This window comes from Granulicella sp. 5B5 (assembly GCF_014083945.1).
GTDB lineage: Bacteria > Acidobacteriota > Terriglobia > Terriglobales > Acidobacteriaceae > Granulicella.
Map to the genome: position 1 here is coordinate 723,786 of NZ_CP046444.1, position 26,101 is coordinate 749,886.

23 protein-coding genes are annotated in these 26,101 nt (G+C 63.1%); 14 read left to right on the forward strand and 9 right to left on the reverse strand.

Annotated elements, in window-relative coordinates; all coding sequences use genetic code 11:
* Positions 1-68: 68 nt before the first annotated feature.
* Positions 69-1,358 (forward strand): Xaa-Pro peptidase family protein, encoded by a 1,290-nt coding sequence (locus GOB94_RS03205; RefSeq protein ID WP_182277476.1) that lies wholly within the window; start codon positions 69-71, stop codon positions 1,356-1,358.
* Positions 1,359-1,371: 13 nt separating this feature from the next.
* On the opposite strand, the gene GOB94_RS03210 is transcribed toward GOB94_RS03205, so the two are convergent.
* Entirely contained in the window at positions 1,372-3,300 is a 1,929-nt protein-coding gene (locus GOB94_RS03210) for a CocE/NonD family hydrolase (RefSeq protein ID WP_182277477.1), read from the reverse strand.
* 75 nt (positions 3,301-3,375) lie between these two features.
* On the opposite strand from GOB94_RS03210, the gene GOB94_RS03215 reads away from it, so the two are divergent.
* Positions 3,376-4,458: a hypothetical protein gene (locus tag GOB94_RS03215; RefSeq protein WP_182277478.1), complete on the forward strand. Its 1,083-nt coding sequence runs from the start codon at positions 3,376-3,378 to the stop codon at positions 4,456-4,458.
* 14 nt (positions 4,459-4,472) lie between these two features.
* On the opposite strand, the gene holA is transcribed toward GOB94_RS03215, so the two are convergent.
* Genes holA through GOB94_RS03230 form a run of 3 tightly spaced genes read right to left on the reverse strand, consistent with a single transcriptional unit; the run spans position 4,473 to position 7,890 of the window.
* Positions 4,473-5,615 (reverse strand): DNA polymerase III subunit delta, encoded by a 1,143-nt coding sequence (holA, locus tag GOB94_RS03220; protein WP_182277479.1) that lies wholly within the window; start codon positions 5,613-5,615, stop codon positions 4,473-4,475.
* Positions 5,612-6,136: an LPS assembly lipoprotein LptE gene (lptE, locus tag GOB94_RS03225; RefSeq protein WP_255484192.1), complete on the reverse strand. Its 525-nt coding sequence runs from the start codon at positions 6,134-6,136 to the stop codon at positions 5,612-5,614. The genes holA and lptE overlap by 4 nt, the downstream gene beginning before the upstream one ends.
* Before the next feature lie 2 nt (positions 6,137-6,138).
* Positions 6,139-7,890, reverse strand: a complete 1,752-nt coding sequence (locus tag GOB94_RS03230; RefSeq protein ID WP_255484193.1) for a M1 family metallopeptidase — start codon at positions 7,888-7,890, stop codon at positions 6,139-6,141.
* Between the two features lie 75 nt (positions 7,891-7,965).
* Between GOB94_RS03230 and GOB94_RS03235 the strand changes: the two genes are divergently transcribed.
* Complete coding sequence (locus tag GOB94_RS03235; protein ID WP_182277480.1) at positions 7,966-8,523, forward strand: GNAT family N-acetyltransferase; 558 nt, start codon at positions 7,966-7,968, stop codon at positions 8,521-8,523.
* Positions 8,524-8,568: 45 nt separating this feature from the next.
* Complete coding sequence (locus GOB94_RS03240; RefSeq protein WP_182277481.1) at positions 8,569-9,174, forward strand: DUF4126 domain-containing protein; 606 nt, start codon at positions 8,569-8,571, stop codon at positions 9,172-9,174.
* 81 nt (positions 9,175-9,255) lie between these two features.
* On the opposite strand, the gene ftsH is transcribed toward GOB94_RS03240, so the two are convergent.
* Positions 9,256-11,169, reverse strand: coding sequence for an ATP-dependent zinc metalloprotease FtsH (gene ftsH / locus GOB94_RS03245; RefSeq protein WP_182277482.1), 1,914 nt, complete (start codon positions 11,167-11,169; stop codon positions 9,256-9,258).
* 283 nt (positions 11,170-11,452) lie between these two features.
* Entirely contained in the window at positions 11,453-12,535 is a 1,083-nt protein-coding gene (tilS, locus tag GOB94_RS03250) for a tRNA lysidine(34) synthetase TilS (RefSeq protein ID WP_182277483.1), read from the reverse strand.
* Positions 12,536-12,647: 112 nt separating this feature from the next.
* On the opposite strand from tilS, the gene GOB94_RS03255 reads away from it, so the two are divergent.
* The 7 genes from GOB94_RS03255 (at position 12,648) to gltX (ending at position 18,199) form a co-directional block, all read left to right on the forward strand.
* Positions 12,648-13,118 carry a GNAT family N-acetyltransferase gene (locus GOB94_RS03255; RefSeq protein WP_182277484.1) on the forward strand — a complete coding sequence of 157 codons (471 nt, stop codon included), beginning with the start codon at positions 12,648-12,650 and terminating at the stop codon, positions 13,116-13,118.
* A gap of 173 nt (positions 13,119-13,291) precedes the next feature.
* Positions 13,292-13,996, forward strand: a complete 705-nt coding sequence (gene ispD / locus GOB94_RS03260; protein ID WP_182277485.1) for a 2-C-methyl-D-erythritol 4-phosphate cytidylyltransferase — start codon at positions 13,292-13,294, stop codon at positions 13,994-13,996.
* Between the two features lie 8 nt (positions 13,997-14,004).
* The gene (locus tag GOB94_RS03265; RefSeq protein WP_182277486.1) at positions 14,005-14,310 is read left to right on the forward strand and encodes a metalloregulator ArsR/SmtB family transcription factor; all 306 of its coding nucleotides are present in this window, start codon (positions 14,005-14,007) and stop codon (positions 14,308-14,310) included.
* Between the two features lie 221 nt (positions 14,311-14,531).
* On the forward strand, positions 14,532-15,278 hold the full coding sequence (locus GOB94_RS03270) for a glucose 1-dehydrogenase (protein WP_182277487.1): 747 nt from the start codon (positions 14,532-14,534) through the stop codon (positions 15,276-15,278).
* A gap of 248 nt (positions 15,279-15,526) precedes the next feature.
* A complete protein-coding gene (gene ispF / locus GOB94_RS03275) occupies positions 15,527-16,150 on the forward strand; it encodes a 2-C-methyl-D-erythritol 2,4-cyclodiphosphate synthase (protein ID WP_182277488.1) in 624 nt (207 codons plus the stop codon).
* Positions 16,151-16,241: 91 nt separating this feature from the next.
* Positions 16,242-16,622 carry a hypothetical protein gene (locus tag GOB94_RS03280; RefSeq protein ID WP_182277489.1) on the forward strand — a complete coding sequence of 127 codons (381 nt, stop codon included), beginning with the start codon at positions 16,242-16,244 and terminating at the stop codon, positions 16,620-16,622.
* A gap of 59 nt (positions 16,623-16,681) precedes the next feature.
* Complete coding sequence (gltX, locus tag GOB94_RS03285) at positions 16,682-18,199, forward strand: glutamate--tRNA ligase (RefSeq protein WP_182277490.1); 1,518 nt, start codon at positions 16,682-16,684, stop codon at positions 18,197-18,199.
* A 91-nt stretch (positions 18,200-18,290) separates the two neighbouring features.
* Here the strand turns inward: gltX and GOB94_RS03290 are convergent, their stop codons facing one another.
* The 3 genes from GOB94_RS03290 to GOB94_RS03300 form a co-directional block, all read right to left on the reverse strand.
* Positions 18,291-18,932 (reverse strand): BON domain-containing protein, encoded by a 642-nt coding sequence (locus tag GOB94_RS03290; RefSeq protein ID WP_182277491.1) that lies wholly within the window; start codon positions 18,930-18,932, stop codon positions 18,291-18,293.
* Between the two features lie 197 nt (positions 18,933-19,129).
* A complete protein-coding gene (locus GOB94_RS03295) occupies positions 19,130-19,621 on the reverse strand; it encodes a protein-disulfide reductase DsbD domain-containing protein (protein ID WP_182277492.1) in 492 nt (163 codons plus the stop codon).
* Positions 19,618-20,229, reverse strand: coding sequence for a TlpA disulfide reductase family protein (locus GOB94_RS03300; RefSeq protein ID WP_255484194.1), 612 nt, complete (start codon positions 20,227-20,229; stop codon positions 19,618-19,620). Before GOB94_RS03300 ends, GOB94_RS03295 begins: the two co-directional genes overlap by 4 nt.
* A gap of 177 nt (positions 20,230-20,406) precedes the next feature.
* Here GOB94_RS03300 and GOB94_RS03305 point away from each other — a divergent pair, with 177 nt between their 5' ends.
* The 3 genes from GOB94_RS03305 to GOB94_RS03315 all read left to right on the forward strand — a co-directional run bounded on the left by GOB94_RS03305 (position 20,407) and on the right by GOB94_RS03315 (position 26,050).
* Complete coding sequence (locus GOB94_RS03305; protein WP_255484195.1) at positions 20,407-21,372, forward strand: KpsF/GutQ family sugar-phosphate isomerase; 966 nt, start codon at positions 20,407-20,409, stop codon at positions 21,370-21,372.
* A gap of 124 nt (positions 21,373-21,496) precedes the next feature.
* Positions 21,497-23,368, forward strand: a complete 1,872-nt coding sequence (locus tag GOB94_RS03310; RefSeq protein ID WP_182277494.1) for a proline--tRNA ligase — start codon at positions 21,497-21,499, stop codon at positions 23,366-23,368.
* A gap of 45 nt (positions 23,369-23,413) precedes the next feature.
* Positions 23,414-26,050, forward strand: coding sequence for a transglycosylase domain-containing protein (locus GOB94_RS03315; RefSeq protein ID WP_182277495.1), 2,637 nt, complete (start codon positions 23,414-23,416; stop codon positions 26,048-26,050).
* The last annotated feature ends 51 nt before the right edge of the window (positions 26,051-26,101 follow it).

Below are 26,101 nucleotides of genomic sequence, written 5' to 3' on the forward strand. Positions count from 1 at the left end.
ATAGTATTTCATCCCGGCTGCGGATTTGTGGCGGATACCGCACCGCGTCATCGCCTACAATCGACGACATGCTCACTCGACGCCGACTCCTTCTCAGCGCTTCTGCCGCCGCGCCTGCGCTTGCCCTGCGCGCTGCTGCCCAGACCACGGACTCCCCTGCCCTGCCCCCGCCGGTGATGGCGTTGAAGAACCGCGTGCATGAGGCTGTGCCGATCTCCGCTGCGGAACGCGAGCACAGGCTGGAGCGTGCGAGGACGCTGATGGGCGAGCAGAAGATCGCCGCGCTGACGATCACCGGTGGCACGTCACTGCAGTACTTTGTCGGCATTCCGGCGGGACAGTCGGAGCGGCTGTTTGCGTGGACGCTGCCAGCGAACGGTGCACCCTTCATCGTGTGTCCCGCGTTTGAAGAGGGTCGCATGACGGAGGCGCTAGGTACGATCCCCGGGGGTGCGTCAACGAAGATCTATACGTGGCAGGAGGATGACAATCCGTATGCGCTGCTGGCGAAGGCGCTGAAGACAGCAACGACATCGTCGCTGCCGCTGGCGATGGATGAGCGCGTCCAGTTTGTCTTTGCGGACAGGATTGCCAAAGCTGTAGCCCCGCGTGAGGTTGTGTCGGGGATTCCGGTGGTCGCCGGGTGCCGCAGCATCAAATCGCCTGCGGAGCTTGCGCTGATGCAGCTGGCGAATGACATCACACTCTCCGTATACAAGGCGGTGTATGAGAGTTGCGCGCCGGGCATGACCAACCGCCAGTTCACCGGGCTGATCGACGAGGCGTATAAGCGCTGCGGTGTGCGCGGCGAGGCATCGTGCCAGGTGGCGGCGTTCTCTGCGCAGCCGCATGGGTCGCCAACACCGCAGGTCATCCGTGAGGGGCAGGTCGTGCTAATCGACGATGGCTGCTTTGTGCAGGGCTACCAGTCGGATATGTCGCGAAGCTTCGTCTACGGCAAACCGACAGACCGGCAGTTGAAGGTGTTTGAGGTTGTGCATCGCGCGCAGGCGGCGGCCGTCGCAACAGCACGGCCCGGGCTGGAGATGCAGGCGGTGGACGCGGCTGCACGCAAGGTGATTACCGACGCCGGTTTCGGGCCGGGGTACAAGCACTTTACGCATCGCGTAGGCCACGGCATAGGCATGGACATGCACGAGTGGTACTACCTTGTGCGCGGCAACACGCGGAAGCTCGAGCCGAATATGTGCTTCTCCGACGAGCCCGGAATCTACCTTGCAGATGATCCCGAACCCTTCGGCATACGGCTGGAAGATGACATGCACATCACCGAGGACGGCGCGAAGCTGTTCACGCCGCAGAGCCCGAGTTTGACCAACCCGTTCGGCAACGCCTGACTGCGCTGCAACGCTACTTCGCGGGCATCACCATCAGCTCGATCCCGCTGGCAGCGTCGGCCTGGTGGAAGACAGTCTCGGTAGCCTTGTGGAAGTCTTCAGGCTTCGCTTTTGCGATGTCCATGAAGACCTGCGGATTGCGATCGGTAAGCGGGAACCACGAGCTGGCGACCTGCACCATGATGCGGTGGCCCTTGCGGAAGGTGTGGTTGATGTCCTGCATCGAGTAGTCGACCGCGGTGATCTTGCCGGGCACCAGCGGCTCGGGCTTCGCGAGCGAGTTGCGGAACTTGGCACGGAAGGGCTCGCCGCGCACCAGCATCTCGTAGCCACCCATCATCACAGGTGGCGCTGCGGTCACGTGCTTGCCCTGATCGGCTCCCTCATTGGGATACTCAAAGTCGTTCGGATAAACATCAATAAGCTTGATATCGAAGTCTGAATCGGTGCCGGTGGAAGCGATTTTGAGGCGCGGCTTGATGGGGCCAACAATGGTGACATCTTCCGTGAGCGGCGCGGTCTCGTAGACGAGCACATCGGGGCGCGTGGCGGCAAAGCGCTGATCGTCGTCCATGTAGCGCTGCGGCGGGTCGGCCTCGGAGACATAGCCGACGTAAGGCACAGGGTGCGCGGGATCGCTGACGTAGGAGTCCTTGCTGGCACTCTCGGTCGGCGCGGTCCAGCTAAGGCCGCCGTTGGGCTGGAAGTAGATCGTCTTCGTCGCAGCCTGCTTTGGCGGCCAGGCGTCGTACTTCTTCCAGACATCGGTGCCTGTTTCAAAGGTGTAGGCCTTGGGCAGCGGGGTCCACGCAGCGTCCTTGAGGTAGTGCGCGAAGAAGGGTGCTTCGATGTTTTGCTGATAAAAGACCGAGGTCTCGGAGCCGAAGCGGATGTCACCGAGCGAGGCGCCGGTGCCGCGAGCCCAGCCTCCATGCACCCACGGGCCTTCGACGAGCGTGTCTGCCGCGGCGTCCGGGCTGAGCTTCGCGACAGCATGGAAGCCCTTCACCGGGCCGGCGAGGTCTTCGGCGTCGAACCAGCCGCCAACGAACATCACCGCGGCCTTCACCCCGGTCATGTGCAGCTCCATGTTGCGCGCGACCCAGTAGGCATCGTAGGTATCGTGGATCGTCTGGTCGTGATAGAGCGGGTTGGTGCCGCCGGCGGGTGAGTCGAGGTGCGCGAGCGTGCCCATCTGCAGGTAGTACTGGTAGGCGTCCTTGGTGAAGAATTTGAAGTCGTTGGGAGGCTCGACCTTGAGAGGGTTCTTCTGCGGGCGATAGAACGGCGCATAGAACGAGTGGTTGGCCGCGAGCATGAATGCGCCGCCGTGGTAGCTGTCATCCCCATCGAAGAGGTTGATCATCGGCGCCTGCGGGCTGGCAGCTTTGATGGCGGGATTGCCGTCGATGATGCTGGCCGCAGTGTAGAAGCCCGGGTAGCTGATGCCCATAATGCCGACGCTGCCGTTGTTGCCGGAGATGTGCTTGAGCAGCCAGTCGACGGAGTCGGACATATCCGTGCTCTCGTCGATGCCGTGGCCGGTTTTGGCGTCGTAGACGGGCGGCGTCATCTCAACCCAGTTGCCTTCACTCTCCCAACGGCCGCGCACGTCCTGGCAGACGAGGATGTAACCGCTCTTGAGCATGGTCATGTTGCCGGTGACGCGCGGCTGCACAACATCGTTGTCGTAGTTGCCGCAGCTGTAGGGCGTGCGAGTCATCAGGAAGGGATAGGGCCCTTTGTCTTCGAACTCACCGGCGATGGGCGTGTAGACCTGCGTGTAGAGCTTGACGCCGTCGCGCATGGGGATGCGGTACTCGTGCTTCTCGTAGTGCGCCTTCAGGAACTCTGCCATCTGGCTACCCTGCTGTGCCGCAGCCATGCTTGCCCCAGCGCACACCATCACACAGGCCGCCCATACGCGACGAAAAACCTTCATGCCTACCCTCCGAGAATCACTTAGAGATTGTATCGCCCTGTTTCTGGCATACTCGTTGCCATGTGGAGTGGCCGGTTGAAGGCGGGCGTTGTCGCGTGGGGGATGCTGGCCACGCTGGGCTGGTCGCAGCAGCCTGCACCCGCTACGGCGACGCCTCCGAAGCCCTACGTGCTGCATGTGTACGCCAACCTGGTGCAGGTGCCGGCGCTGATCCTGAACGGAGATCTCCGGCCGGTTTCTGGGCTGGCAAAGGACCACATCTTTATCCGGCTCGATTCAGGGCCCGCCTTTCATCCGACCAAGATGCACATCGAAGGCGATGAACCGATCTCGCTTGCCGTGCTGGTCGATGCAAGCGGAGGTGAAAAACGGCTGCTGGCGCGCCTGGCAGAAGACGCTGCGAAGGCCGCCGAGGCTTCCCTCACGGCAAGAGATCGCATCTCCATGTTTGCAGTGGACTGCACGCTGGTCCGCGTCGGCCAATGGGCACCGGCTACAGATGACAACATGAGGCTCATGGTCCACGCCGCGCTCTCGTCGTCTGTGCTTCACGGCGGTGGGAACACACCAAAGTGCGAGCACTCTGTGCATCTGTGGGACGCTGCCGCGCAGGTAGTGCGAGCGCTCTCCAACCAACCCGGCCGCAAGGTGCTGCTGCTCATCAGCAGCGGCAGAGACCGCAAGAGCACCAACACCTGGAACGCCCTCAAGGAATACGCGACCAACCAGAGCGTGGCGATCTTCGGACTGCGCGACCTGATCCACTTCTACGGCGACACAGGTTATCAGGGGCATGCAGTGATGGAGGCAGGCTTCTATTTCAATAACCGCTCCGTGGGCGAAAACGTGTACCTTGCACTCTGCGAAGGGACCGGTGGGATTATTCTGACGACGCCGGCGAACCAGCTGGCGGGAAGCATGGAGAACATCGTTGCGCTGGTGCGCGCACGCTACATCCTGGAGTTTCCACGGCCCGACGACTTCACACCAGGCAAACATGCGATCGATGTCACCGTCCCCTCCGCAGCGAACTATATTACGACAGCGGGTGTGACGTTACCGCTGCCGGATGCCGGGCGGGAAAGCGACCCGACCACGGTCCCCTCCGCGCCATCGCCGGCGGTGATGGGCAAGCGCAGAGTCCTCTCTCCGCACTAAGCGGAACGATGCGATCACGAAACGGCTTCGAGTTCCGACTCCGTGGCTTTACCCGCCAACCGCATTACCAGCCGCTCCAGCACAAGGCGCTTGTCCGGCGGACTGGAACGCAGCTCGAGATCGGCCTTGGCGATGGCGCGGAGGCCGCGCGTGAGGTCGCTGCGGTCACGATAGCGGCGCGCCTGCGCGATGAGTGCATCGGCCGCAAAGGGCGCAACGCGGAAGCCCGGCCACAACACCTGCCAAATGGCGCGCGAGTCCTTGACCTGCTTCTCATTCAAGATGAGCATCTGCCGGTAGGTCTTGGCGAGCATGAAGACGTGGCCGATGGCCGCATCTTCGCCACCGTCGGAGGCATTGAGCAGGCCGTGCAACAGCGCAAGCGCGCGCGGGGCGTCCTTCTGACTGATGGCATCGGTGAGCTCGTAGAGACTGCGCTGCTTGGCGGCAGAGACCATCGTCTCGACGTCGGCAAGCTCAACCGTGTTGCGCTGCATCGCGCCCGCATAGAGCAGCAGCTTCTCCATCTCGCTGGCGATGGTAAGCATGTCCGCGCTGAGGGCGTCGACGAGCTCGCGCGCAGCGTCGTCCGTGAAGACGACACCCTTTGCCTTCGACTCGCGCAGCACCCACTTGATGGCGTCGTCTTCGCTGACGCGTTGCAGCTCCACGATGCCGCAGCTATCGCCGAGGGTCTCGCGGATCTTCTCGACGCGCTCCTTGTCGGTCATGTCCATGCGGCGCAGGTCCTGCGGCAGCGCAATGTGGTCAGCGACGAAGATGAGCAGCGCCTGCGGGTTGGGGCTGCGAAAGTATGCATCCAGCACGGCGAATTCATCCTTCTTCTGGCCACGGCCATAGAGCAGCTTGAGGTTGCGGATGAAGAGCACCTGGAACGGTGCCATCAGCGAAGGCGTCTGCGCGAGGTCGAGTGCATCGAAGATGCTGGTGCTGGCGAGGTCGAGGTCATGCAGGCAGAAGTCGCGCATATCGTCCGGCACCAGAGCTGCAAGCACGCCTTTGCGGCAGATTTCGTAGAGAAAGGCTTCGTCGCCAAGCAGAACGTAGCCAGGCCGTCGAGCATCGCCGCTCACCTCCGCGAGAAAACGCTCGGCGGCGGCAAAACTCTTCAATCCCGAAGTCTGCGCCGTGCTCATTGAAAGCTCTCCAGCATGTCGCTGACCAGGGCCTTGGCGAACTCGCGCGAAACGCGGCGCATGGCGGCGCCGTCCTCCTGCACAAAGCCGGAGAGGTCCTCGGTGGACTGGTACTGCTCATGCCAGGCCATCGTGTCGTTGCGGTAGAGCACGGTGCCATCGTGCGCGATGAGCTGGACCTGCGCAGTGATGCTGACGAGGTAGCTCGAGGTCTGGCCGCTGTTGGGGTCGTAGGTAAGCGGCGTTACAGTCTGCGAGACTATGGTGCCGCGCAGCGTGGCGTCGGCAGTGCCTTTGTCACCTGGCAGGATGCGATACTTCGTGCGAGTGTTCAGTTCGCGGACGACAGCCTCGGTAAATGCCGTCTCCGTATTGAAGGCCTGCACGCGCGACTGAAAGATCGGCACCGAGAGCGTCTGCACATCCGCGGGAATGTGCGTCGCCGAGCCGACTGTGTGGTAGTCGCAGCCAGCGAGCCCGAGACACAACACCAACGCCGCGATGCTGAATGCTTTGCGCACGATTACTCCTTCACCACATTGACATAGTAGAGATCGGTGGCGACCTGAAAGCTCTGCGGCGTGCCTGCCCACGGCATCGACTTCCACTCCGTCGTCACGGGCTTCACCTTCGTCCAGTGCTGCGGATCGCCGACCTCAATCGGCATCGCGAACGCAGGCTCGTCAGCCTTCCAGCGATACTCAACCTGCCCGGGTGCGGAACCGAACCTCAGCTCCAGCGTTGGGATGTCCTTGTGCCGCAGGTATTGATTGAAGAACGGCGTCAGGTCCATACCGCCGTTGCCGGTGCCCGCACGCTGGTTCCACCACGAGACGACATCTTCCGTCATGATCGTTTGATACTTGAAGTGCTGATAGAAGTCGTGGATGTCGGCGAACCACTTCTTGTCGTCGCCAATCACCGAACGCAGCGTGTTCAACATAAGCGCGCCCTTGAAGTACTGGTCCTGCGGCGGCTCGGCGTTGGTGAACCGCGGCGGAATGATCGGCCGTTCGTTCTGCACCTTGGGCTTGAGACCGTTCACATAGCGGATGGCATCGGCCCTGCCCCAGCGGTACTCAACGTAGAGTACCTCCATGTACGTCGTCCAGCCTTCGTGGATCCACATGTCGCTGCGGTCGCGCGCCGTGATGGCGTTGCCGAACCACTCATGCCCGCTCTCGTGGATGATGATGAAGTCGAACTTCATGCTGATGCCGACGCCGGTCCAGTCGCGCCCATAATAACCATTCGTAAAGTGGTTACCATAGGCCACCGCCGACTGGTGCTCCATGCCCGCGTAAGGCACCTCGATGAGCTTATAGCCGTCCTCGTCGAAGGGATACTCGCCGAAGTAGTGCTCATAGGCATCGAGCATCTCGGGCACCTGCGCGAACTGTACCTTCGCCTTGTCGAGGTCCTCGGGCAGCGCGTAGTAGTCGAGCGTAGTCTTCTGGCCGGTCTGTTTGTTAATGTGCACGCCGTCGAAGTGCTGGAACTCGCCGATGTTGAGCGCGACATCGTAGTTGTTGATCGGATAGTGCACATGCCAGTGCCACTCGGTATAACCATCGCCAAGCGGCGTGCTGCCCTCAGCGCGGCCATTCGACACGTCGATGAGGCCATTGGGCACAGCGACGTCGATCAGCATGCCGTCCTGCGGCTCGTCGCGCCACTGGTCCTTGTTCGGCCACCAGACGCTAGCGCCCTCTTCTTCGCAGGCAGTCGTGATCCAGGGCTTGCCCTCCTTGTCCTTATCAAAGGAGAAGCAGCCAAAGCGACCCTGCGTGACCGGCTGACCGTGGTAGGCGACGGTGATCTCCTCGACCTTGCCCCTCGGCTGTGTCTGCGGAAACTGGATAAACAACGACCGCTGCTGGCGCGTATAGGTGAGCGCCTTGCCCTGCCAGGTGATGCTGTCGAGCGTCAGCTCCGGCGTGAGCTCGAGTTGGATCTTCTGGCCGTCCTGCAGCATGCGGAAGCGCACAAGGTTGGTGCCGGCGATGCTCTTCGTGTCAGGGTCGACGCGCAGCTTCAGGTGATAGAAGAGCAGGTCGTTGTTGGCACGGTAAGGCCCGTAGGCGCCGCGCAGCAGGTCATCCTCGGTAGGCGGCTTCAGCACGTCCGGCGGACGCACCCGGCCGGGAGTGGTCACGAGCTTCTGCGCCGAGGCCTGAGGTGCCGGCGTTGCAGGCTTCGCCGTCTGTCCAAAGGCCGAGACCACCGGGCAGCAGAGCATTGCCGCCATCACCACGCGTATCCGCAAAAAGAACATGCTTCCAGAGTACCGTTGCCGGCAGCGAAATGCCCACTGCGATCCACAGCTTCGCTACAGCGATAGACTGTGGCCATGCTCCGCACCCCGCCAACCGACCGGGAAGCACCCACCCTGGAGACCGCCCGCCTGCGCCTGCGCGCCCACACGCTGGCCGACTTCCCTGTGTACTGCACGCTCTGGGCAGATCCGGACGTAGTCCGCTACATCGGCGGCAAGCCCAACACCGCAGAGGAGTTGTGGGCACGGCTGCTGCGCAATGCGGGGCACTGGTCGCTGCTGGGGTTCGGATCATGGCTGGTGGAGGAGCGCGCGACCGGCAAGTTCGTCGGCGAGGTTGGCCTCTTCAACTACCAGCGAATGATTGAGCCGCCTTTGGGCGAGACACCGGAGATTGGCTGGATACTCTCGCCCTCCGCGCATGGACGCGGCTACGCCACCGAGGCCGTGAAGGCGATCCTCGCCTGGGCAGACGGACGGTTCGTCGCCAGCGAGGCGGCCTGCCTGATCCATCCTGAGAACGCTGCCTCCCTGCACGTGGCTGGGAAGTGCGGGTTCACACCGCACCACACGATCACCTATCGCGAGAGCCTGATGCAGGTCCTCGTTCGCCCGTTCGGCAGCCCGGCATAGGCTGCGGTACTCTTTTTCGACGGGCCCCAAAATGGAGACAATCGCATGAACTTTACGCCTTCTTCCATCGTTGCCCTCGTCGTCGCCGCCAGCTTTGCCGCGGGACTGAACGTTTATGCCACGGTCGCCACGCTGGGGCTGCTGGCGCACTTTCACTGGGTGGCGCTGCCCGGCGGGCTGGAGTCGCTGCAGAACCCCTGGGTGATCTTCGTCGCCAGCCTGCTCTTCGCGGTGGAGGTCTTCGCCGACAAGATCCCCGCCTTCGACCTCTTCTGGAACGCGGCGCACACCTTCATCCGCATCCCGGTGGCCGCGCTGATCGGTTACCAGGCCGCTTCCAACCTCTCGCCGGAGATGAAGCTGCTCGCCGCCGCTCTCGGTGCGTCGATCGCTGCGCTCGCGCACACGTCGAAGACCGCCGCGCGGGCGCTCGTGACGCCCAGCCCTGAACCCGTCTCAAACATCGCGCTGTCGGCGGGCGAGGACGTCGCAGCCATCTCGCTGACATGGCTGGCGACGCATCATCCCTATGTCGCCGGGAGCATCGCCACGGTGGGCATCGTCGTCCTGCTGCTGAGCCTGCGCTGGATCAGCGTGCGGCTGAAGCGGCTAGGGCAGCGGATGTTTGGCGGAGCACAGCCGGCCCAATAAAGAACGCGTGCAAGCAGCAAGGGCGACCCGAATCGGGCCGCCCTCGCTTTGTTTCTCACCGGTTGGTTAATGCCTGTGTCTTTATGCCTGCACGTGGCCTTCGCCGAAGCCCGTCTTGCGGCCCGTCTCCGGCTTCAGCACCTTCTGCACGTCACCATCGCCATCGGCCGAGGCCAGCGACGACTTCATCGGCGGCAGGTCCTGCCCGGCAATGATCAGCTTGATCTCCGCGGCATCCAGCGTCTCACGCTCCAGCAGGGCGGTCGCCATGCGGTGCATGATGTCGTGGTTATTGTCCAGCAGCTCGTAAGCGGACTTATAGGCCTCATCCACAAAGCGGCGAATCTCCGCGTCGATCTGCTTGGCGGTGTCGTCGGAGAAGTCTCGCGACTGACCGATATCACGTCCCAGGAAGACCTCCTGTTCCTTCTTGCCGAAGGTCATGGGCCCAAGCGAGCTCATACCGTACTCGCACACCATGCGGCGTGCCAGTTCGGTGGAGCGCTCGATATCATTGCCAGCGCCCGTGGTCATCTTCTGCAGGAAGATCTCCTCGGCGCACCGGCCGCCCATCATCATCGCCAGCCGCGTCTCCAGATACTCCTTGGTGACGGTGTGCTGGTCCTCTTCGGGCAGGTAGACCGTGACGCCCAGCGCCATCCCGCGCGGAATGATCGTTACCTTGTGCAGCGGATCGGAGTGGTCGCGCAACGCCGAAACCAGCGTGTGGCCCGCCTCGTGATACGCGGTGATCTTCAGCTCTTCGGGGCTGCGCATCATGCTCTTGCGCTCGGCACCCATCAGCACCTTGTCCTTGGCGACCTCAAAGTCGTACATGTGCACGGCCTTGCGATTGAAGCGCGCAGCGGTCAACGCAGCTTCGTTCACCATGTTCGCAAGGTCAGCGCCGGAGAAACCCGGTGTGCCACGAGCCAGGATGTTCAGGTTCACGTCCTCAGCCATCGGCACCTTCTTGGAGTGCACCTTCAGCACCTCCTCGCGGCCACGGATATCAGGGCGATCGACCACGACGCGGCGGTCAAAACGGCCCGGGCGCAAAAGGGCAGGATCCAAAACATCAGGCCGGTTTGTAGCCGCAATCAGGATCACGCCATCGTTGGACTCAAAGCCGTCCATCTCGACAAGAAGCTGGTTCAGGGTCTGCTCACGCTCGTCGTGTCCGCCGCCGAGGCCAGCGCCACGGTGACGGCCAACGGCGTCGATCTCGTCGATGAAGATGATGCACGGGGCGTTCTTCTTGCCCTGCTCGAACAGATCGCGGACGCGGCTCGCACCGACGCCGACGAACATCTCGACGAAGTCCGAACCGGAGATCGAGAAGAACGGAACGTTCGCCTCACCGGCCACAGCGCGGGCCAGCAGCGTCTTGCCGGTGCCCGGAGGCCCGACCATCAGCACGCCCTTGGGGATGCGCCCGCCAAGGCGCTGGAACTTCTGCGCCTCACGCAGGAACTCAATGATCTCCTTCAGCTCTTCCTTCGCCTCGTCCACACCGGCGACGTCCTTGAAGGTGATCTTCTTCTGCTGCATCGAAAGCAGACGCGCACGGTTTTTGCCGAAGCTGAGCGCCTTGTTCCCACCCGACTGCATCTGCCGCATCATGAACAGGATGAAGCCGAACAGCACCACGAACGGCAGAAACTGGAAGAGGGCGTTGACCCAGATGCTTCCCTGCTGGTCCTTGATGGTGACATCGACACCGTGGTCCTTCAGGTCCTTGTAGAGGTCGGGATCGTTCTGCGGGATCGTGGTAGTGAACGTGCCTTTGCTGGCATCGGTAAACTTGCCCGTCACCTCAGTCCCGTTGATCGTCACCGACTTGATGCCGTTGCTCTCGGCAGACTTCTGCATGTCGGTCAGGCTGAGCTGCGTATTGTGGTTCGCGGCCATGTTGGTGGCAACAAACTTCCATCCCAGCAGCAGGCAGCCCAGGGTCAGTACCCAGATCAAGAGTTGTTTGACTGTCGAATTCAATCCGCTTCCTCGTTTCCTCTACCCCAGCCGGTCTGAAACGCCGCCTCAGCGGAGTCCCCCTGACCGCACTGTCTGCGGCAACCACCCGCAGGTACAACCTTTTAGACGCCAAACCCAGCTGGAAGGTGCAAGCGAACTTCCGTCTCCCCGCAAACCTGTACTGCGCCAGTCGATACAATTTTACTCTCTCCGTTATCGATTAAGGCACGGAAAATAGTAAGGAGAGCCTTGGCAAGCTACGCGGGCCCTGTTGCAAGTTCCACTGCGCGACACCGCCACCCGTTTAGACACCGTTCCGCCAGAACCGGAGCTCGCGGGCGGAGCGCTCTACCCGCAGCCCTTCGCGCAGCTCCAGCCGGCTGCCGATCCTGCCCGTCACCCCCGCCACCCCGCCGAAGCCCGCCAGCGCCAGCACCTTCGCGGTCTCCTCGGCAGTCAGCCGCGAACCAACCTCCCTGCCCAGCGCCCGCACCACGCGCCGCCGGACCGCCGCAGGCATAGCCGCCAGCCGCGCGACTTCCACAGCGCAGCTCTGCTCGCCGACAGCCGTGCTGACAGCCCTGCCACCGCCCCGCACTGGCTTGCCGGGCAACAGTACCTGCGGCAGCAGCCGCGCAACCTCCGCCTGCCAGTAGCTCTCCTCGTCGCGAGCGATGGCTGCCAGCCGCGCCAGTGCGTCGTCTACCGATGGATTAAACCCGCGCAGTACTGGCATCAGTTCATGCCGCACCCGGTTCCGCGTCAGCGAGAGATCCCGGTTCGTCGCGTCCTCGCGCCAGCCCTGCTCCCGGCTGTTGAGAAACGACTCAATCTCCGCACGGCGCACCCCCAGCAGAGGCCGAATCACTCTGCCGCTTTCTGATCCCTGATCCCTTACCCCCGACCCCTTTACCTCCGGCGAGATGCCGCCAAGCCCCTCCGTCCACGCGCCGCGCAACAGCTTCATCATCACTGTCTCGGCCTGGTCGTCGAGGGTATGCGCCGTGGCGACAGCATCGGCCAGCCCCTGCCGCAGCAGCCCCCGTAGGGCGTCATAGCGCAGCTCGCGCGCGGCCTCCTCCAGCCCCTCGCGCTCAGCAGCCTGCCGAGCGGCAGTATCCACGCGAAAGACCTGTAGCGGCACCTGCAGCCGTTCGCACAGCTCCCGGACAAAGGCCTCGTCGGCATCGGCGTCGGCCCCACGCAGGCCGTGGTGCACGTGCGCCGCGCTGACCACGATGCCCAGCGGCGTCTTTTCGGCGTTGGCCTCCAACAGCGCCAGCAGCAGCGCGGTCGAGTCCGCCCCGCCGCTGACGGCCACGCAAACCCGGTCGCCAGCCCGCAGCAGCTGCCGGTCCCATGCCAAAAATGGTTTATTTACCGCCATCTCTCCATCTTAGGCGACCGGCGGCAGCTTGTCTGACCGCGTCCACGCGCGCTGATTTTCTTCCGCCAAAGCCTTGCCAGCCGCCCCCGTTCGCTGCCATGATACTCAGCCTATGAACACCATTCGCCGCGCCACCGTCGAAGACGCCGAGCTCATCACCGAGCACCGCCACCAGATGTTTGCCGACAACAAGCTCGCCACCGAAGAGCGCTACGCCGAGATGGACACCAACTTCCTGCCCTGGGTCCGCGAACGTCTCGCCGACGGCCGCTACGTCGGGCTGTTGCTAGAAGACGCCTCGACCCACCAGGTCGTCTCCGCCTGTGGCATCTTCTATATGGACTTCCCGCCGCACTACCACGACCCAGAGCCCACCCGCGCGTACCTGCTCAACTTCTACACCGCGCCCGAAGACCGCGGGCAGGGCTACGCCAAGGTCCTGCTCCGCGCCGCCATCGACGAGTGCTGCGCCAGGGGCGTCGGCCTCATCACCCTGCACGCCTCGCGCTTCGGCAAGCCCATCTACGAGAAGTTCGGCTTCACTCTGCACAACGAGTACGTCTTCAAGACCGGCTGCAAGTAACGGGGCGAGACAGCAGTGAGTAGTGGGTAGACAGTAGTGAAAACCCTTGAAGAGGAGTGTCGTGAAAGCCGAGCAGACGATACGATCTACCACTCCGGTCTACTGCCTTTCACTCCGGTCTACCCACTACTCACTACTGCCTCGCCCCATCCCCGCGCTATACTGCGTATCCGATGTCTGTCTTCGTAATCCTTCCCGCCGCCGGAATCGGCACCCGCATGGCCTCCACTACCGGTGGCGCGCCCAAGCAGTTTCTCCAGCTCAAAGGGCTGCCTGTCCTCATCCACTCGCTGCAGGCGTTTTTGGATGTGCCGCGCGTCTCGGCCATCTACGTCTCGGTGCGCGACGCCGAGCAGCAGCGCGTCGCCGACCTCATCGCCGAGCACGGCCTCTCCGGCAAAGTCACCGTCGTCACCGGAGGCGACACGCGCCAGGACTCCGTTGCCAACGCGCTCGCCGCGCTGCCCAGCACAGCGGAGGACGACATCGTCCTCGTCCACGACGCCGTGCGCCCGCTGATCGACTCAGCCACCATCTCGCGCACCATCGACGCCATCGAGAAGCACGGCGCGGCCATCGTCGGCACCCCGGCCATCGACACGATTAAGCAAGTCGAGCGCACCGCCGACGGCGCGCTCATCGTCGCCACCATCCCCCGCGAGCTGATCGTGCTCGCGCAGACCCCACAGGGCGCGCGCGTCCCGCTGCTGCGCAAGGCCTTCTCCGAAGCCGCAGCCGACGAGTTCGTAGGCACCGACGAGGCCAGCCTGCTCGAACGTGCCGGCGTCCCGGTCTTCGTCGTCCAGGGCCACGTCCGCAACTTCAAGGTCACCCAGCCAGGCGACCTCGATATCGCAGAGTTCTATCTGGCAGGTTGACGCATCCAATGGCTGTGACGAACGCGAAACAACCCGAGTTCACCGAAGATCAGCTCCAGCTGATCGCCAAGGCACTCGCCGACCCGCGCCGCTACGAGATCCTCAAAAAGCTCGGTGGCCAGCGTTGCGCCACGCCCTGCTCCACCATCCGCGAGAGTGTCGACGTCAGCGCAGCCACACTCTCACACCATATGAAGGAGCTGGAGACCGCCGGCCTCGTACGCTCGGAGAAGGACGGCAAGTTCGTCCACTACTTCCTGCAGCAGCACGTTCTGCGCGCGTATCTGGATCGTCTGAAGACTGACCTCGCTTAAGCCCTATCATTGCCGTTGTTTGTTTTCTTTCGCGGCCTTTGCGGGCTTTTCCTTTGCGCCCTCTGCGTGAACGCTTGTTCCGCAGCAATGCGCCGCAGGCGCGAGCGCTCACCCTCACCAGAAAATCACCGACACCATGAATCCTCCTGTACTTCACTCACATCAATTCGATGGTTGTCGAAATATCGAAACGATTCGAGATCGACACAAGGAGATTTGAAATGAGCAAGCTTACAGGTAAAGTCGCAGTCGTTACGGGCGCGTCGAAAGGCATTGGTGCCGCTATTGCCAAGTCGCTCGCAGCCGCTGGCGCCTCGGTTGTTGTGAACTACGCATCGAGCAAGGAAGGCGCGGACAAGGTTGTTGCCGAGATCACCAAGGCAGGCGGCAAAGCCGTCGCGGTTGGCGGCAGCGTCGCCAAGCCAGCGGAAGCGCAGAGCATCATCGACGCTGCAATCAAGAGCTTCGGCAAGCTCGACGTGCTGGTCAACAACTCGGGCGTCTACGAGTTCGCGCCGCTCGAGGCGGTCACACCGGAGCACTTCCACAAGCAGTTCGACGTCAACGTGCTCGGCCTTCTGCTGGTCACGCAGGCCGCGGTGAAGCACCTCCCCAAGGGCGGCAGCATCATCAACATCGGTTCGCTCGTCAGCCGCGTTACGCCTCCGGCCAGCGCGGTCTACAGTGCGACCAAGGGCGCGGTCGATGTGATCACAGGCGTACTCTCGCTGGAGCTCGGCTCCAAAGGTATTCGCGTGAACTCGCTGAACCCCGGCCTGGTCGAGACCGAAGGCACGCACACCGCGGGCTTTATCGGTTCGGACTTCGACAAGCAGCACGCGGCATCGGTGCCGTTTGGCCGCATCGGTCAGCCGCAGGACATCGCGGACGCGGCGGTCCTCCTCGCCTCGGACGAGTCCGGCTGGATCAACGGCCAGCTCATCAACGCAGCCGGCGGCGCTCGCTAACCTGCGCCCGCCGCTTGACAGGGCATTTACAATAAAGATGTAGACGAAGGCTCGGCCACCCGCCGGGCCTTCGCCATTCCACCGGCTCTTTGACAATTTGACTAGACAACCGGGGATACACCCCTAAGTCCAATCCGCTGCGGATCATAGGGCAAAAAAGGGGGAGGGGTGCCACAGACTAACCCGCCCATCCGCTCCGGCAACTGCCTCCACAGACGCATCGACCACTCCGCGTTATCATCACAGGAATGAGCATGCGCATCGGCCTCGGCTTCGACTCCCACGCCTTCAAGGAAGGCGTCCCTCTCGTCATCGGCGGCCTGAAGATCGACCACCCCCAGGGACTCGCGGGCCACTCCGACGGCGACTTGCTGCTGCATGCCATCACCGACGCCCTGCTCGGCGCGGTCTGCGCCGGCGACATCGGCACCTTCTTTCCGCCGACCGACCCCAAGTGGAAGGGTGCCGACTCGACCGTCTTCCTAGAAACCGCGCTCGAAGAGATCGCGCTGGCTGGCTACAAGATCGTCAACCTCGACTGCGTGCTCATCATGCACCGCCCAAAGATCGTCCCCATCGCCGCCGAGATGCGCGAGCGCGTCGCCGACCTGCTGGGCCTCGAGCTGAACCAGGTGAGCATCAAGGGCAAGACGCCCGAGGGCCTGCCGCAGGACGGCACCGCCGTGGCACACGTTGTCGTGCTGCTGGAGTCGCTCGACAACGGCGAGAGCGGCAGGAAACTCGCGCTGCATGCCGACCGTCCCACCGAAAGTGACATCGAAGCCGCCATCACCTCCATCGCAGCGCAGCCGCGCGACATCTCCGCGCTGGGCCGCAAGGTACCCGCCTTCGATACCGACGACCTGACATAAATCGCTGCCGAAGAACGAGCCCGGACGCGATTTTCTCTTTGCGGCGTGCCGGTTCTCCGGTACAGTTGCCTCAATGTTTTGAGGAGGCAACATGCTGCATCTTCACTTGCATCACGCAACGTCTCTCCTGGCCGCTATCGCGCAGCAGCCGGATTACGATCAGCAAGCCAAAGCCATGGGTGGCATGATCGCCGGGATGATGGGCTTCATCCTGCTCTTCGCTGTCGCCATCGTGGTGTTCTTCATCTTCCTGTTCTGGCGCATCTTCACCAAGGCCGGCTTGAACGGCGCTTTGTCACTGTTCATCCTGCTCTACCCCATTGGCTTCATCATTGTTGTGTGCATCCTGGCCTTCAGTGACTGGAAGGTCGTCCCGGCACCAACTGCCTCGCCGTACTACCCGCCGAGCTATCCGCCGCCACCTCCACCGCCAGCGATACCACCTGCCTACCAGCCCCCACCCCAGTCGTAGCGCGTTCCAAACAACCCTGGCGGAGCGTCTCTGTTAAGATCAAAGTTTAGACAACTTCGATGACAACAGAGACCTCCGCCCCCGCTTCGCAAGACTCCCGCCCCACCCGCGTTCGCATCGCCCCCTCGCCAACCGGCGACCCGCACGTCGGCACCGCCTACATCGGCCTGCTGAACTACCTCTTCGCCAAGCAGCGAGGCGGCAAGTTCGTGCTGCGCATCGAGGACACCGACCGTACCCGCTTCGTCTCCACCAGCGAGCAGATGATCTTCGACGCGCTCAAGTGGATCGGCCTGCAGTGGGACGAGGGCCCAGACGTCGGTGGCCCCTACGGCCCCTATCGCCAGTCCGAGCGCACCGAGATCTACCGCGAGTACGTGCAGCGCCTGCTCGACAACGGCACCGCCTACAAGTCCTTCGAGACCGCCGAAGAACTCGAAGCGATGCGCCAGTCGCAGCTCGCCGCCAAGCAGCCGCCGCGTTACAACGGCGCGCACCGCGAGCTCACGCCCGCACAGATCGCCACGTTCGAAGCCGAAGGCCGCCCGGCTGTGATCCGCCTGAAGGTGCCCGCCAGCGGCAGCACTACCTTCCGCGACGAACTGCGCGGCGAGATCACCTTCGACCACAACAACGTCGACGACCAGGTGCTGCTCAAGTCCGACGGCTTCCCCACCTACCACCTCGCTAACGTCATCGACGACCACCTGATGCAGATCACAGACGTCATCCGCGCCGAGGAGTGGATCAGCAGCACACCGAAACACGTGCTGCTCTATAAAGCTTTCGGGTGGGAGCTGCCGAAGTTCTGGCACATGCCCCTGTTGCGCAACATCGACAAGTCGAAGATCTCCAAGCGCAAAAATCCGGTCTCGCTCAACTACTATCGCGACTCCGGCTACCTGCCGCAGGCGATGCTCAACTTCCTCGGCCTGATGGGCGGCGGCATGGCGCAGCCCACCGAGCAGGAGATCGTCAGCAAGGGCCTCAATACCAAGGAAGGCGATATCTTCTCGCTCGCCGAGATGCTCGAGAAGTACGACTTCCAGCGCATCTCACTCGGTGGCCCGGTCTTCGACCTGGTCAAGCTGAAGTGGCTCAACGGTGAGTACATCCGCAAGCAGTCGCCCGACGAGTTCTTCGCAACGATGCGCGCGACCATCTTCTCCGACGAGTACCTCCGCGCCGTCGCGCCACTCGTGCAGACACGCCTCGAAACCCTCGGCCAGTTCGGCGACATGACAGGCTTCCTCTTCTCCGACAACGTCATGCCACCCGAATCCGTGTGGCTGCCCAAGAAGCGCGAGGCTGCAGACACGATCAAGTTCGCTGAAGAGCAGCTCACCGCGCTCGAAGCCGCAGCCTGGGATACGGTCAGCATCGACGCCGCACTGAAAAAGCTCGGCGAAGCCCAGCAGTGGAGCGTAAAAGAGAACTTCATGCTGCTGCGCGCCATCATCAGTGGCAGCACGCAATCGCCGCCACTGCTGGAGAGCCTGGTCGTCTTCGGCAAGGCGCGCACGTTGGACCGCGTACGGCGGTTCATCACCGCTCAGAAGCAGCCAAAACGCAGCTAGCCCGGAGTGTAGTGCCATGAAGCCTTCGTTCAAGAGCCGCAGGCGCGTGCATCTTCACACGCACCCGCGAGCGATCATCGCTCTCACACCATCATCGTTCTTTGGAACCAGCGACGATCAGGTTGTTGTCCACGCTAAAGGCGCCCGGCGCAGAGTTCGCGCGGATGTTCGCCATCGCGGAGTCACCACTATTGTCCACAACACCATACAATGCCACATGCCCGTTATCGACGATGATATGGATCGCATGAAACCCCAGCGGCGGATCGTTCGTAATGCCGCCAGCCATACGCGCCACGCTGAGGCCGCGATATAGCGGGCCGGCGTTGGCGTTGTAGCGGCTCAGCGCTGGCGACGTATAGATCCGGTTGTAAACCTGCGCGCGGACACGGTCGTCATTCGGCGAATAGGGCAGCACCTTGATCTGGTTCTCCACGGCGGCTACACCGGCAATGCCCTTCACCGCGCTTGCGGCTTCACTCTTCAACGAGGGCCGCGACGCGAAACCATGTAGCACGACCGTCCTGCCCTCCACGCCAAACGTGATCCAGTCGAAGACATCGTAGTCCGGAAGGCCCCGCAGCCTCTGCTGCACCTCTTTGACCACGCGGACACCATCATCCTGTGACCAGCCATGCGCGGGAGTTTGGGCCTGCGCCATGTTGGATACAGCACCCGCATACATCAGGCCAAACGCTAAACAACCAACAGCAGGCAACCTGAACTTTCTCATGGAACCTCCTTGCAATGGTAGAAATAGCCCGTATGGGATTAGGATGCCTGCTCCATCGTCGCCGTTGGCTCCAAAACTGGCTTCAATCGCTTCGCAATGCAGCTCGCAGCCCGCCCCCATCTATACAAGAGGCTGCTCCAGAAATCTACGGTGATCGATGAAATGCCCCATTCGCAGCTACCCTATTACAACTTGACCTACTCGCCCCGCACCGCAACATGCACAGCCAGGTTCCGCGGCGGAAAGCATGCAGCGTTGTCGCAGGCCTGGTAGTGCAGCGTGCCGCTAAGCGTGGACTCTCCTTTCGGCACCACCAGCCGCAGCATCACGCGAAACTCGCCCTGGTACACATTCAGCGTCTCACCCGCGCCAATCGGCAAACGGAACGACACACCCGCCGGATACGACTCGCCCAGCACCTTGTACCCGCTCGCCGCCTGCAACGTCAACACCGTCGGAATCAGCAGTTCATCGGACGGATGATGCGAGTTGATATGAAATCCATCGTCAACGCGGAAGCGCAGCTCCACGTCCTGCGGCTTGCCCGCCGGCACATCCACTGCGTCCGAGAGCAGGAACACATGGTCCTTGCCCTTCACCTGCGGCTGCCCCAGCTGAATCTCCTGCGCCGGCAGCACACCCGCCAGCAACACCACCGCCAACACTCCAAACCTCTTCAACGTACTCACGCTCCCGGCAGAATCTTGTGGATGTCGGCTTCGATCTCGTCCTTGGTCGGCGCACCCGCGGTCTCTTCAACGACGTCGCCCTTGGGGTCCACGTAGAACGTCTCCGGCAGGTAGTCCACTCCGCCATAGAGCTTCGGCACGCTCTCATCCGGCTGCAGAATCGTGTACGTCACGCCGATCTTCTTTACGGCCTTCTCAATCTCGTCAGCCGAGGTGCCATCGTCCTGCGAGAGCCCAAGAATCACCAGCCCCTTGCTCTTGTACTTCTGGTTCATCTCCTCGAACCACGGCATCTCCAGCTTGCACGGCCCGCACCACGTCGCCCAGAAGTTCACAATCACAGGGTGCCCACGGTACTGTGCCAGCGACACCTTCTTGCCGCTCAGGTCCACCAGCGTAAACGCCGGTGCCGGCTTGCCCTGCAGGCTCGCTCCTGACGCGTCCGGCTCCGCGTTCGCCTCCTCCGGGGAGCTCTTCGTCAGCGTCTCGATCTTCTGCTGCGTCTGCTGCATCGCCAGCTGCCGCTGCTTATAGTTGTGCCACCCCGCAAACCCCAGCGCACCCAGCACCACCACCATCATCGCCAATACTGCCAACCGACGCGCCACAGCATAACCTCCCGCGCACGTTGCCGCGCACTCTCTCTTTAGTCTAACGCCGCCGGCTCTGCTAGCATCACGAGTGCCACACGAACCGTGCCCATGCCTGATAGCCCGCCAAACCGCAGCGCCAGCGTAGAACCTCTAAACCCTGCTTCTGCAGCCCTGAGCGCCGCGGAACCAGCCTTGAGCCCGGCTGGGCTGGTCCGCATTGAAGCCGCTGCGCTCGAACAGCTCGCCACCCGCCTCGAAGGCGCGCAGCGCTCTCACTTTGACTCCCTCGCTGCCACAATGGTTACAGCCGTCCAGGCGGGCCATCGCATCGTGCTCACCGGAGTCGGCAAAAGCGGCCTCATCGCCCGGAAGATCGCCGCCACGCTGCTCTCCACCGGCACTCCCGCGGCCTTCCTGCACCCGACAGAAGCCCTGCACGGCGACCTCGGCCTCTGCGCCGCCGGAGACATCCTCCTCGCCCTCAGCTACTCCGGCGCAAGCGAAGAGCTGCTGCGCCTTCTACCCGTTCTGCCGAAGCTCGGCGTAACACTGGCCTGCTTCACCGGCTGCCTCACCTCGCAGCTCGCTGCCGCCAGCCAGCATGTACTCGATATCTCCGTCGAACGCGAAGCCTGCGCGCATCAACTCGCACCCACCGCCTCCACCACCGCCATGCTCGCACTCGGCGACGCCCTCGCCATCGACGTCAGCCTCCGTCTCGACTTCCAGCCGCAGCACTTCGCCGAGCTCCACCCCGGCGGTGCGCTCGGCCGCCGCCTCACCCCCGTCCGCGCGCTCATGCACACCGGCGACGCCCTGCCCTCCGTACTCCCCACCGCCACGCTGCCCGAGATCATTCACGAGATCTCCGCGCGCCGCCTCGGCGTTACGACCGTTCAACTCAAAGGCAAGCTCGTCGGCCTGCTCTCCGATGGCGACCTCCGCCGCCTCTTCGAGCGCGAAGGCCCCGAAGCCTTCCACCGCACCGCCGCCGAGATCTGCAACCCCGAGCCGCGCACCATCGCCCCCGAACCCTTCGCATCCGAGGCCCTCGATCTGATGGAGCAGCACAAGATCACCGCGCTCATCGTCACAGCCGACGGCACCCGCGACACCACCGTGCTCGGCATCCTCCATCTGCACGACATCCTCAGCTGAATCACCCATGAAGTGTCATCTCGACCGGAGCATCGCAGCTTCATCGCGATGCGTAGCGGAGAGACCTGCATTTACCCCTGCCCATCTCTCCTCACCATAGCCACTCCGATACAATCGGAGGGATATGCAACGTTGGTCGAAGCTCTTCATTCCCACCCTCCGCGAAGCCCCCACAGACGCCGAGGTCGCCAGCCATAAGCTCCTTCTCCGCGCCGGATACATCCGCCAGCTCGGCGCCGGCATCTACAGCTATCTGCCGCTCGGCCAGCGCTCCATCAACAAGATCGTCGCCATCGTGCGCGAGGAGATGGACAAGATCGGCCAGGAGTTCCTGTTGCCCACGCTGAACCCCGTCGAGCTCTGGCAGGAGTCCGGCCGTGAAGCCGTCATGGGCCAGAACCTCTTCCACCTCAAGGACCGTAAGGGCGCACAACTCGTCCTCGCCATGACCCACGAAGAGGTCATCACCTCCATTGCGCGCAACGAGCTCCGCAGCTACAAGCAGCTCCCCCAGATCTGGTACCAGATCCAGACCAAGTTCCGCGACGAGCCCCGCCCCAAGTCCGGCCTGCTCCGTGTGCGCCAGTTCATCATGAAGGACGCCTACTCCTTCGACATCGACGCCGCTGGACTCGACGAAAGCTACAACAAGCACGACGCCACCTACCGCACCATCTTCACCCGCTGCGGGCTCGACTTCGTCGCCGTCGAAGCCGACTCCGGCGCCATGGGCGGTTCCGGCTCGCAGGAGTTCATGGTCTACACCGACGCAGGCGAAGACTTCATCGCCTCCAGCGCGAGCGGCTACGCGGCCAACCTCGAGAAGGCCACCAGCCAGCTCGCGCCAGTCGAAGACCTAGCCCCCACCGGCGACGGCACGCCCGAGCTCGTCTCCACACCCGGCAAAGCCTCCATCGCCGACGTCACCGAGTTCTTCGGCATCCAGTCCTCGCAGGACATCAAGTGCGTCGCCTTCATGGGCGCACGTGCCGGCCATCCCGCAGGCGAGCCGCTGCGTCCCATCGTCGCCTTCCTGCGCGGCGATCACCAGGTCAACGAGACCAAGCTCACCGCCCTCGCCGGCACCGCCGACCTGCGCCCCATGACACCCGAAGAGCTCGAGCTGCACATCGGCGGCCCCGCAGGCTTCCTCGGCCCCATCGGCATTCCCGAGGTTATGACACAGGGCTCACTCAACGGCCTCAAGTCCGGGAAGGCGCTCGACAAGCTTAAAGGCGTGCTGCGCGACGTACCCAGCGAGGGCCTCAAGACTATCGTCGTCCTCGACCTCGGCCTCGAAGGCCGCACGAACCTCGTCTGCGGCGCCAACAAGCTCGACTACCACTACCGCAACGTCACCCCCGGCCGCGACTTCACGCAAACCCTCATCGCCGACATCCGCAACATCAACGAAGGTGAGCTCGACCCCATCGGCGGCCAGCCGCTGCGTCTCGGCAAAGCCGTTGAAGTCGGCCACATCTTCAAGCTCGGCTACAAGTACACCGAGTCCATGGGCGCGCGCGTCCTCGACGCCAACGGCAAAGAGGTCATGCCCATCATGGGCTGCTACGGCATCGGCATCGAGCGCATCCTCACCGCCGCCATCGAGTCCAGCGCGGCAAAGTTCAAGGGGCAGTTTCCCGACACCGAAAAGGCCGGCGAGCAATACGCGCTCTCACCCACCATCGCACCCTATGAGGTCATCGTCACCATCACCAACATCAAGGAGAGCGATCTCCTCGCTGCCGGAGAAAAGATCGCCGCCGACCTCACCGCCGCCGGCATCGACGTCCTGCTCGACGACCGCGACGAGCGCGCTGGGGTCAAGTTCAAAGACGCGGAACTCATCGGCGTCCCCTACCGTATCAACATCGGCAAGAAGCTCGCCGAAGGCCAGGTAGAGCTCGTCGACCGCTTGCAGCAGAGCACCACAGACGTTACGGTCGAAACCATCGTCACGCACCTCCAATCGCTGCTGAAAGCGTCCAAAGCATAGCGCATTCTCTACGCTCTACTGTCTGCGCTCTACTGTCTGTCTTTTATGCCCGTCAAAGTTAAATTCGCCAGCACCACCAACTCCCTTCTCAGTAAGGTCGCCCGCGTCCTGCTGGCGATCGTACTTGCGTGCCTTGTGCTCGGCGGCATGGTCTTTGGCTACTTCTACTTCAAATACCGCGGCGAGGTCGACAAGCGCCTCGCCGAAGGTCCGCTCTTCGCCTCCATAGCGCAGGTCTACGCAGCGCCACAGGAGGTCCGTCCCGGCCAGGAGCTCTCCGCCATCTCCATCGCCGCCTCGTTGCGCCACGCTGGCTACAACGGCCCACAGGGCCTCGGCAACTACCAGCTCCGTTCAGAAGGCAACCAGGACTCCATCCTCATCAAGCCCGGCCCCGAGAGCTATCTCGCCATGGACGGCGCCACCATCGTCACCACCACCGGCCCCGACGGTCATCCCGTCGTCAAATCCATCATTGCGGAGAACGGTGCCCCTCTTGCGGCCTACAAGCTTGAGCCGCAGCTCATCACCGCGATGAGCGAGGACAAGAACCGCACCAAGCGCCGCCTCGTCACCTACGACCAGATCCCTCCGCGCATGGTGCAGGCCGTGCTCGCCATTGAGGACCGTCGCTTCTTCGAGCACAGTGGACTCAACTACGGCCGCACCCTCAAGTGCGCCGTCGTCGACCTTCTCTCGCACCACATGAGTTGCGGCGGCTCCACCCTCACCCAGCAGCTCGCCCGCGGCTTCTTCCTCTCGCCCGACAAGCGTATCTCGCGCAAGATTGCCGAGATCATGATCACCTTCCAGCTCGAGCACCGCTTCAACAAGCGGCAGATCTTCGAGATGTACGCCAACGAGATCCCCCTTGGCCAGCGCGGCAGCTTCGCCGTCAACGGCTTCGGCGAGGCCGCACAAGCCTACTTCGGCAAAGACCTCCGCCAGCTCGATCTCGCCGAGTGCGCCATGCTCGCCGGCATCATCCAGCGCCCCAGCTACTTCAACCCCTACAAGCACCCCGACCGCGTGATGGAGCGCCGCAACATCGTCATCGACTCCATGGTCGAGACCCAGGCCATCACCACCGCCGACGCCGAGAAGGCCAAGGCCGAGCCCATCCGCCTCGCCCCGCCCAACATCGACGCCAGCGAAGCGCCCTACTTCGTCGACCTCGTCCACGACGAGATCGTCCAGCGCCTCGGCGACTCCGAAGCCGCCCACGCCGCCCTGCGCATCTACACCTCGCTCGACCCCGAGCTGCAGCGCGCCGCCGCCGACGCCGTCGCCGCCGGCATGAAGAACGTCGACGAACTCGTCCGCCGCCGCTACTTCAACCTCCACCACAAGAAGGGCGAAAAGTTCAACAAGGACGACAGGTTCTCCGGCGAGCCCATCAACTATCCGCAGGTCGCTCTCGTCGCGCTCAATCCGCACACCGGCCAGGTGCTCGCACTCATCGGCGGCCGCAACTACGCCGTCTCGCAGCTCAACCACGCCGTCTCCGAGCGCCCCACCGGCTCCATCTTCAAGCCCTTCGTCTACGCCACCGCCTATAACACCTCACTCGAAGGCACCAACATCGACGGCAACGGTCCCTTCACCGCCCTCACCAAACTCAACGATGACCCACAGGACTTCGGCACCCCCGGCAAGCCCTACGAGCCCGGCAACTTCGAGCGCGGCGAGTACCCCGGCATGGTCACCGCCGCCACCGCCATCGAGCATTCACTCAACATCGCCACCATCGCCCTCGCGCAGATGGTCGGCTACAACAACGTCGCCTCGCTCGCCCGCTCCGCCGGCATCGTCAACGCCAAAGGCACTCCCTCAGTTGCCATCGGCACCTACAGCGCCACACCCATTGACATGGCCGGCGCCTACACCGTCTTCGCCAACAACGGCGTCCACCTCCGCCCCTGGATACTCGCCAGCGTCCGCAATCCCAACGGGGACATCGTCGCCGACTTCACGCCCGAAGCCAAACAGGTCCTCGACCCTCGCGTCGCCTACCTCACGCAGTCGATGCTTGAGGGCGTGATGGCTCGCGGCACGGGCTCCGCGGCCCGCGCGCACGGCTTCACCGCCCCCGCCGCCGGCAAAACCGGCACCTCGCACGACGCCTGGTTCGCCGGCTACTCCTCCAACCTCCTCTGCATCATCTGGGTCGGCAACGACGACTACACCGACGTCAAGCTCCAGGGCGCTGACGCCGCTGCACCCATTTGGGCTGAGTTCATGAATCGCGCCATCAAGCTCCCGCAGTACTCGGACATGAAGCCCTTCACCCCGCCCGACGGCGTCGAAGTCCTCCGCGTCAACACCCCCACCGGCCTCATCGCCGACGACTCCTGCCCCGACAACGACGTCAACACTGCCTTCCTCATCGGCACCACGCCCTCCGGCACCTGCTCGCACATGGGCGAGTCCTCACAGAGCTTTGGCCAGCGCCTCTTCAACATCTTCAAGGGCGGCTCCGACAACCCACCCAACGTCAGCCCCACCACACAACCGCAGGTCCAGCCCAAAACGCCAGGCCAACCGCAGACTCAGCAACAAACACAGCCCACCCAGCAACAACCTGCCGAGGAGCCCACCAAGCACCGCAACCTTCTCGAAAAGATGTTCGGCGTCGGCAAACCCAAGCCTACGCCGCAGCCGCAGGATCAGCAGCCGCAGTAAGCCATCGTCTTATATTGCGTTTGCGTACATCGCGTTAAACTCCGCGCACTC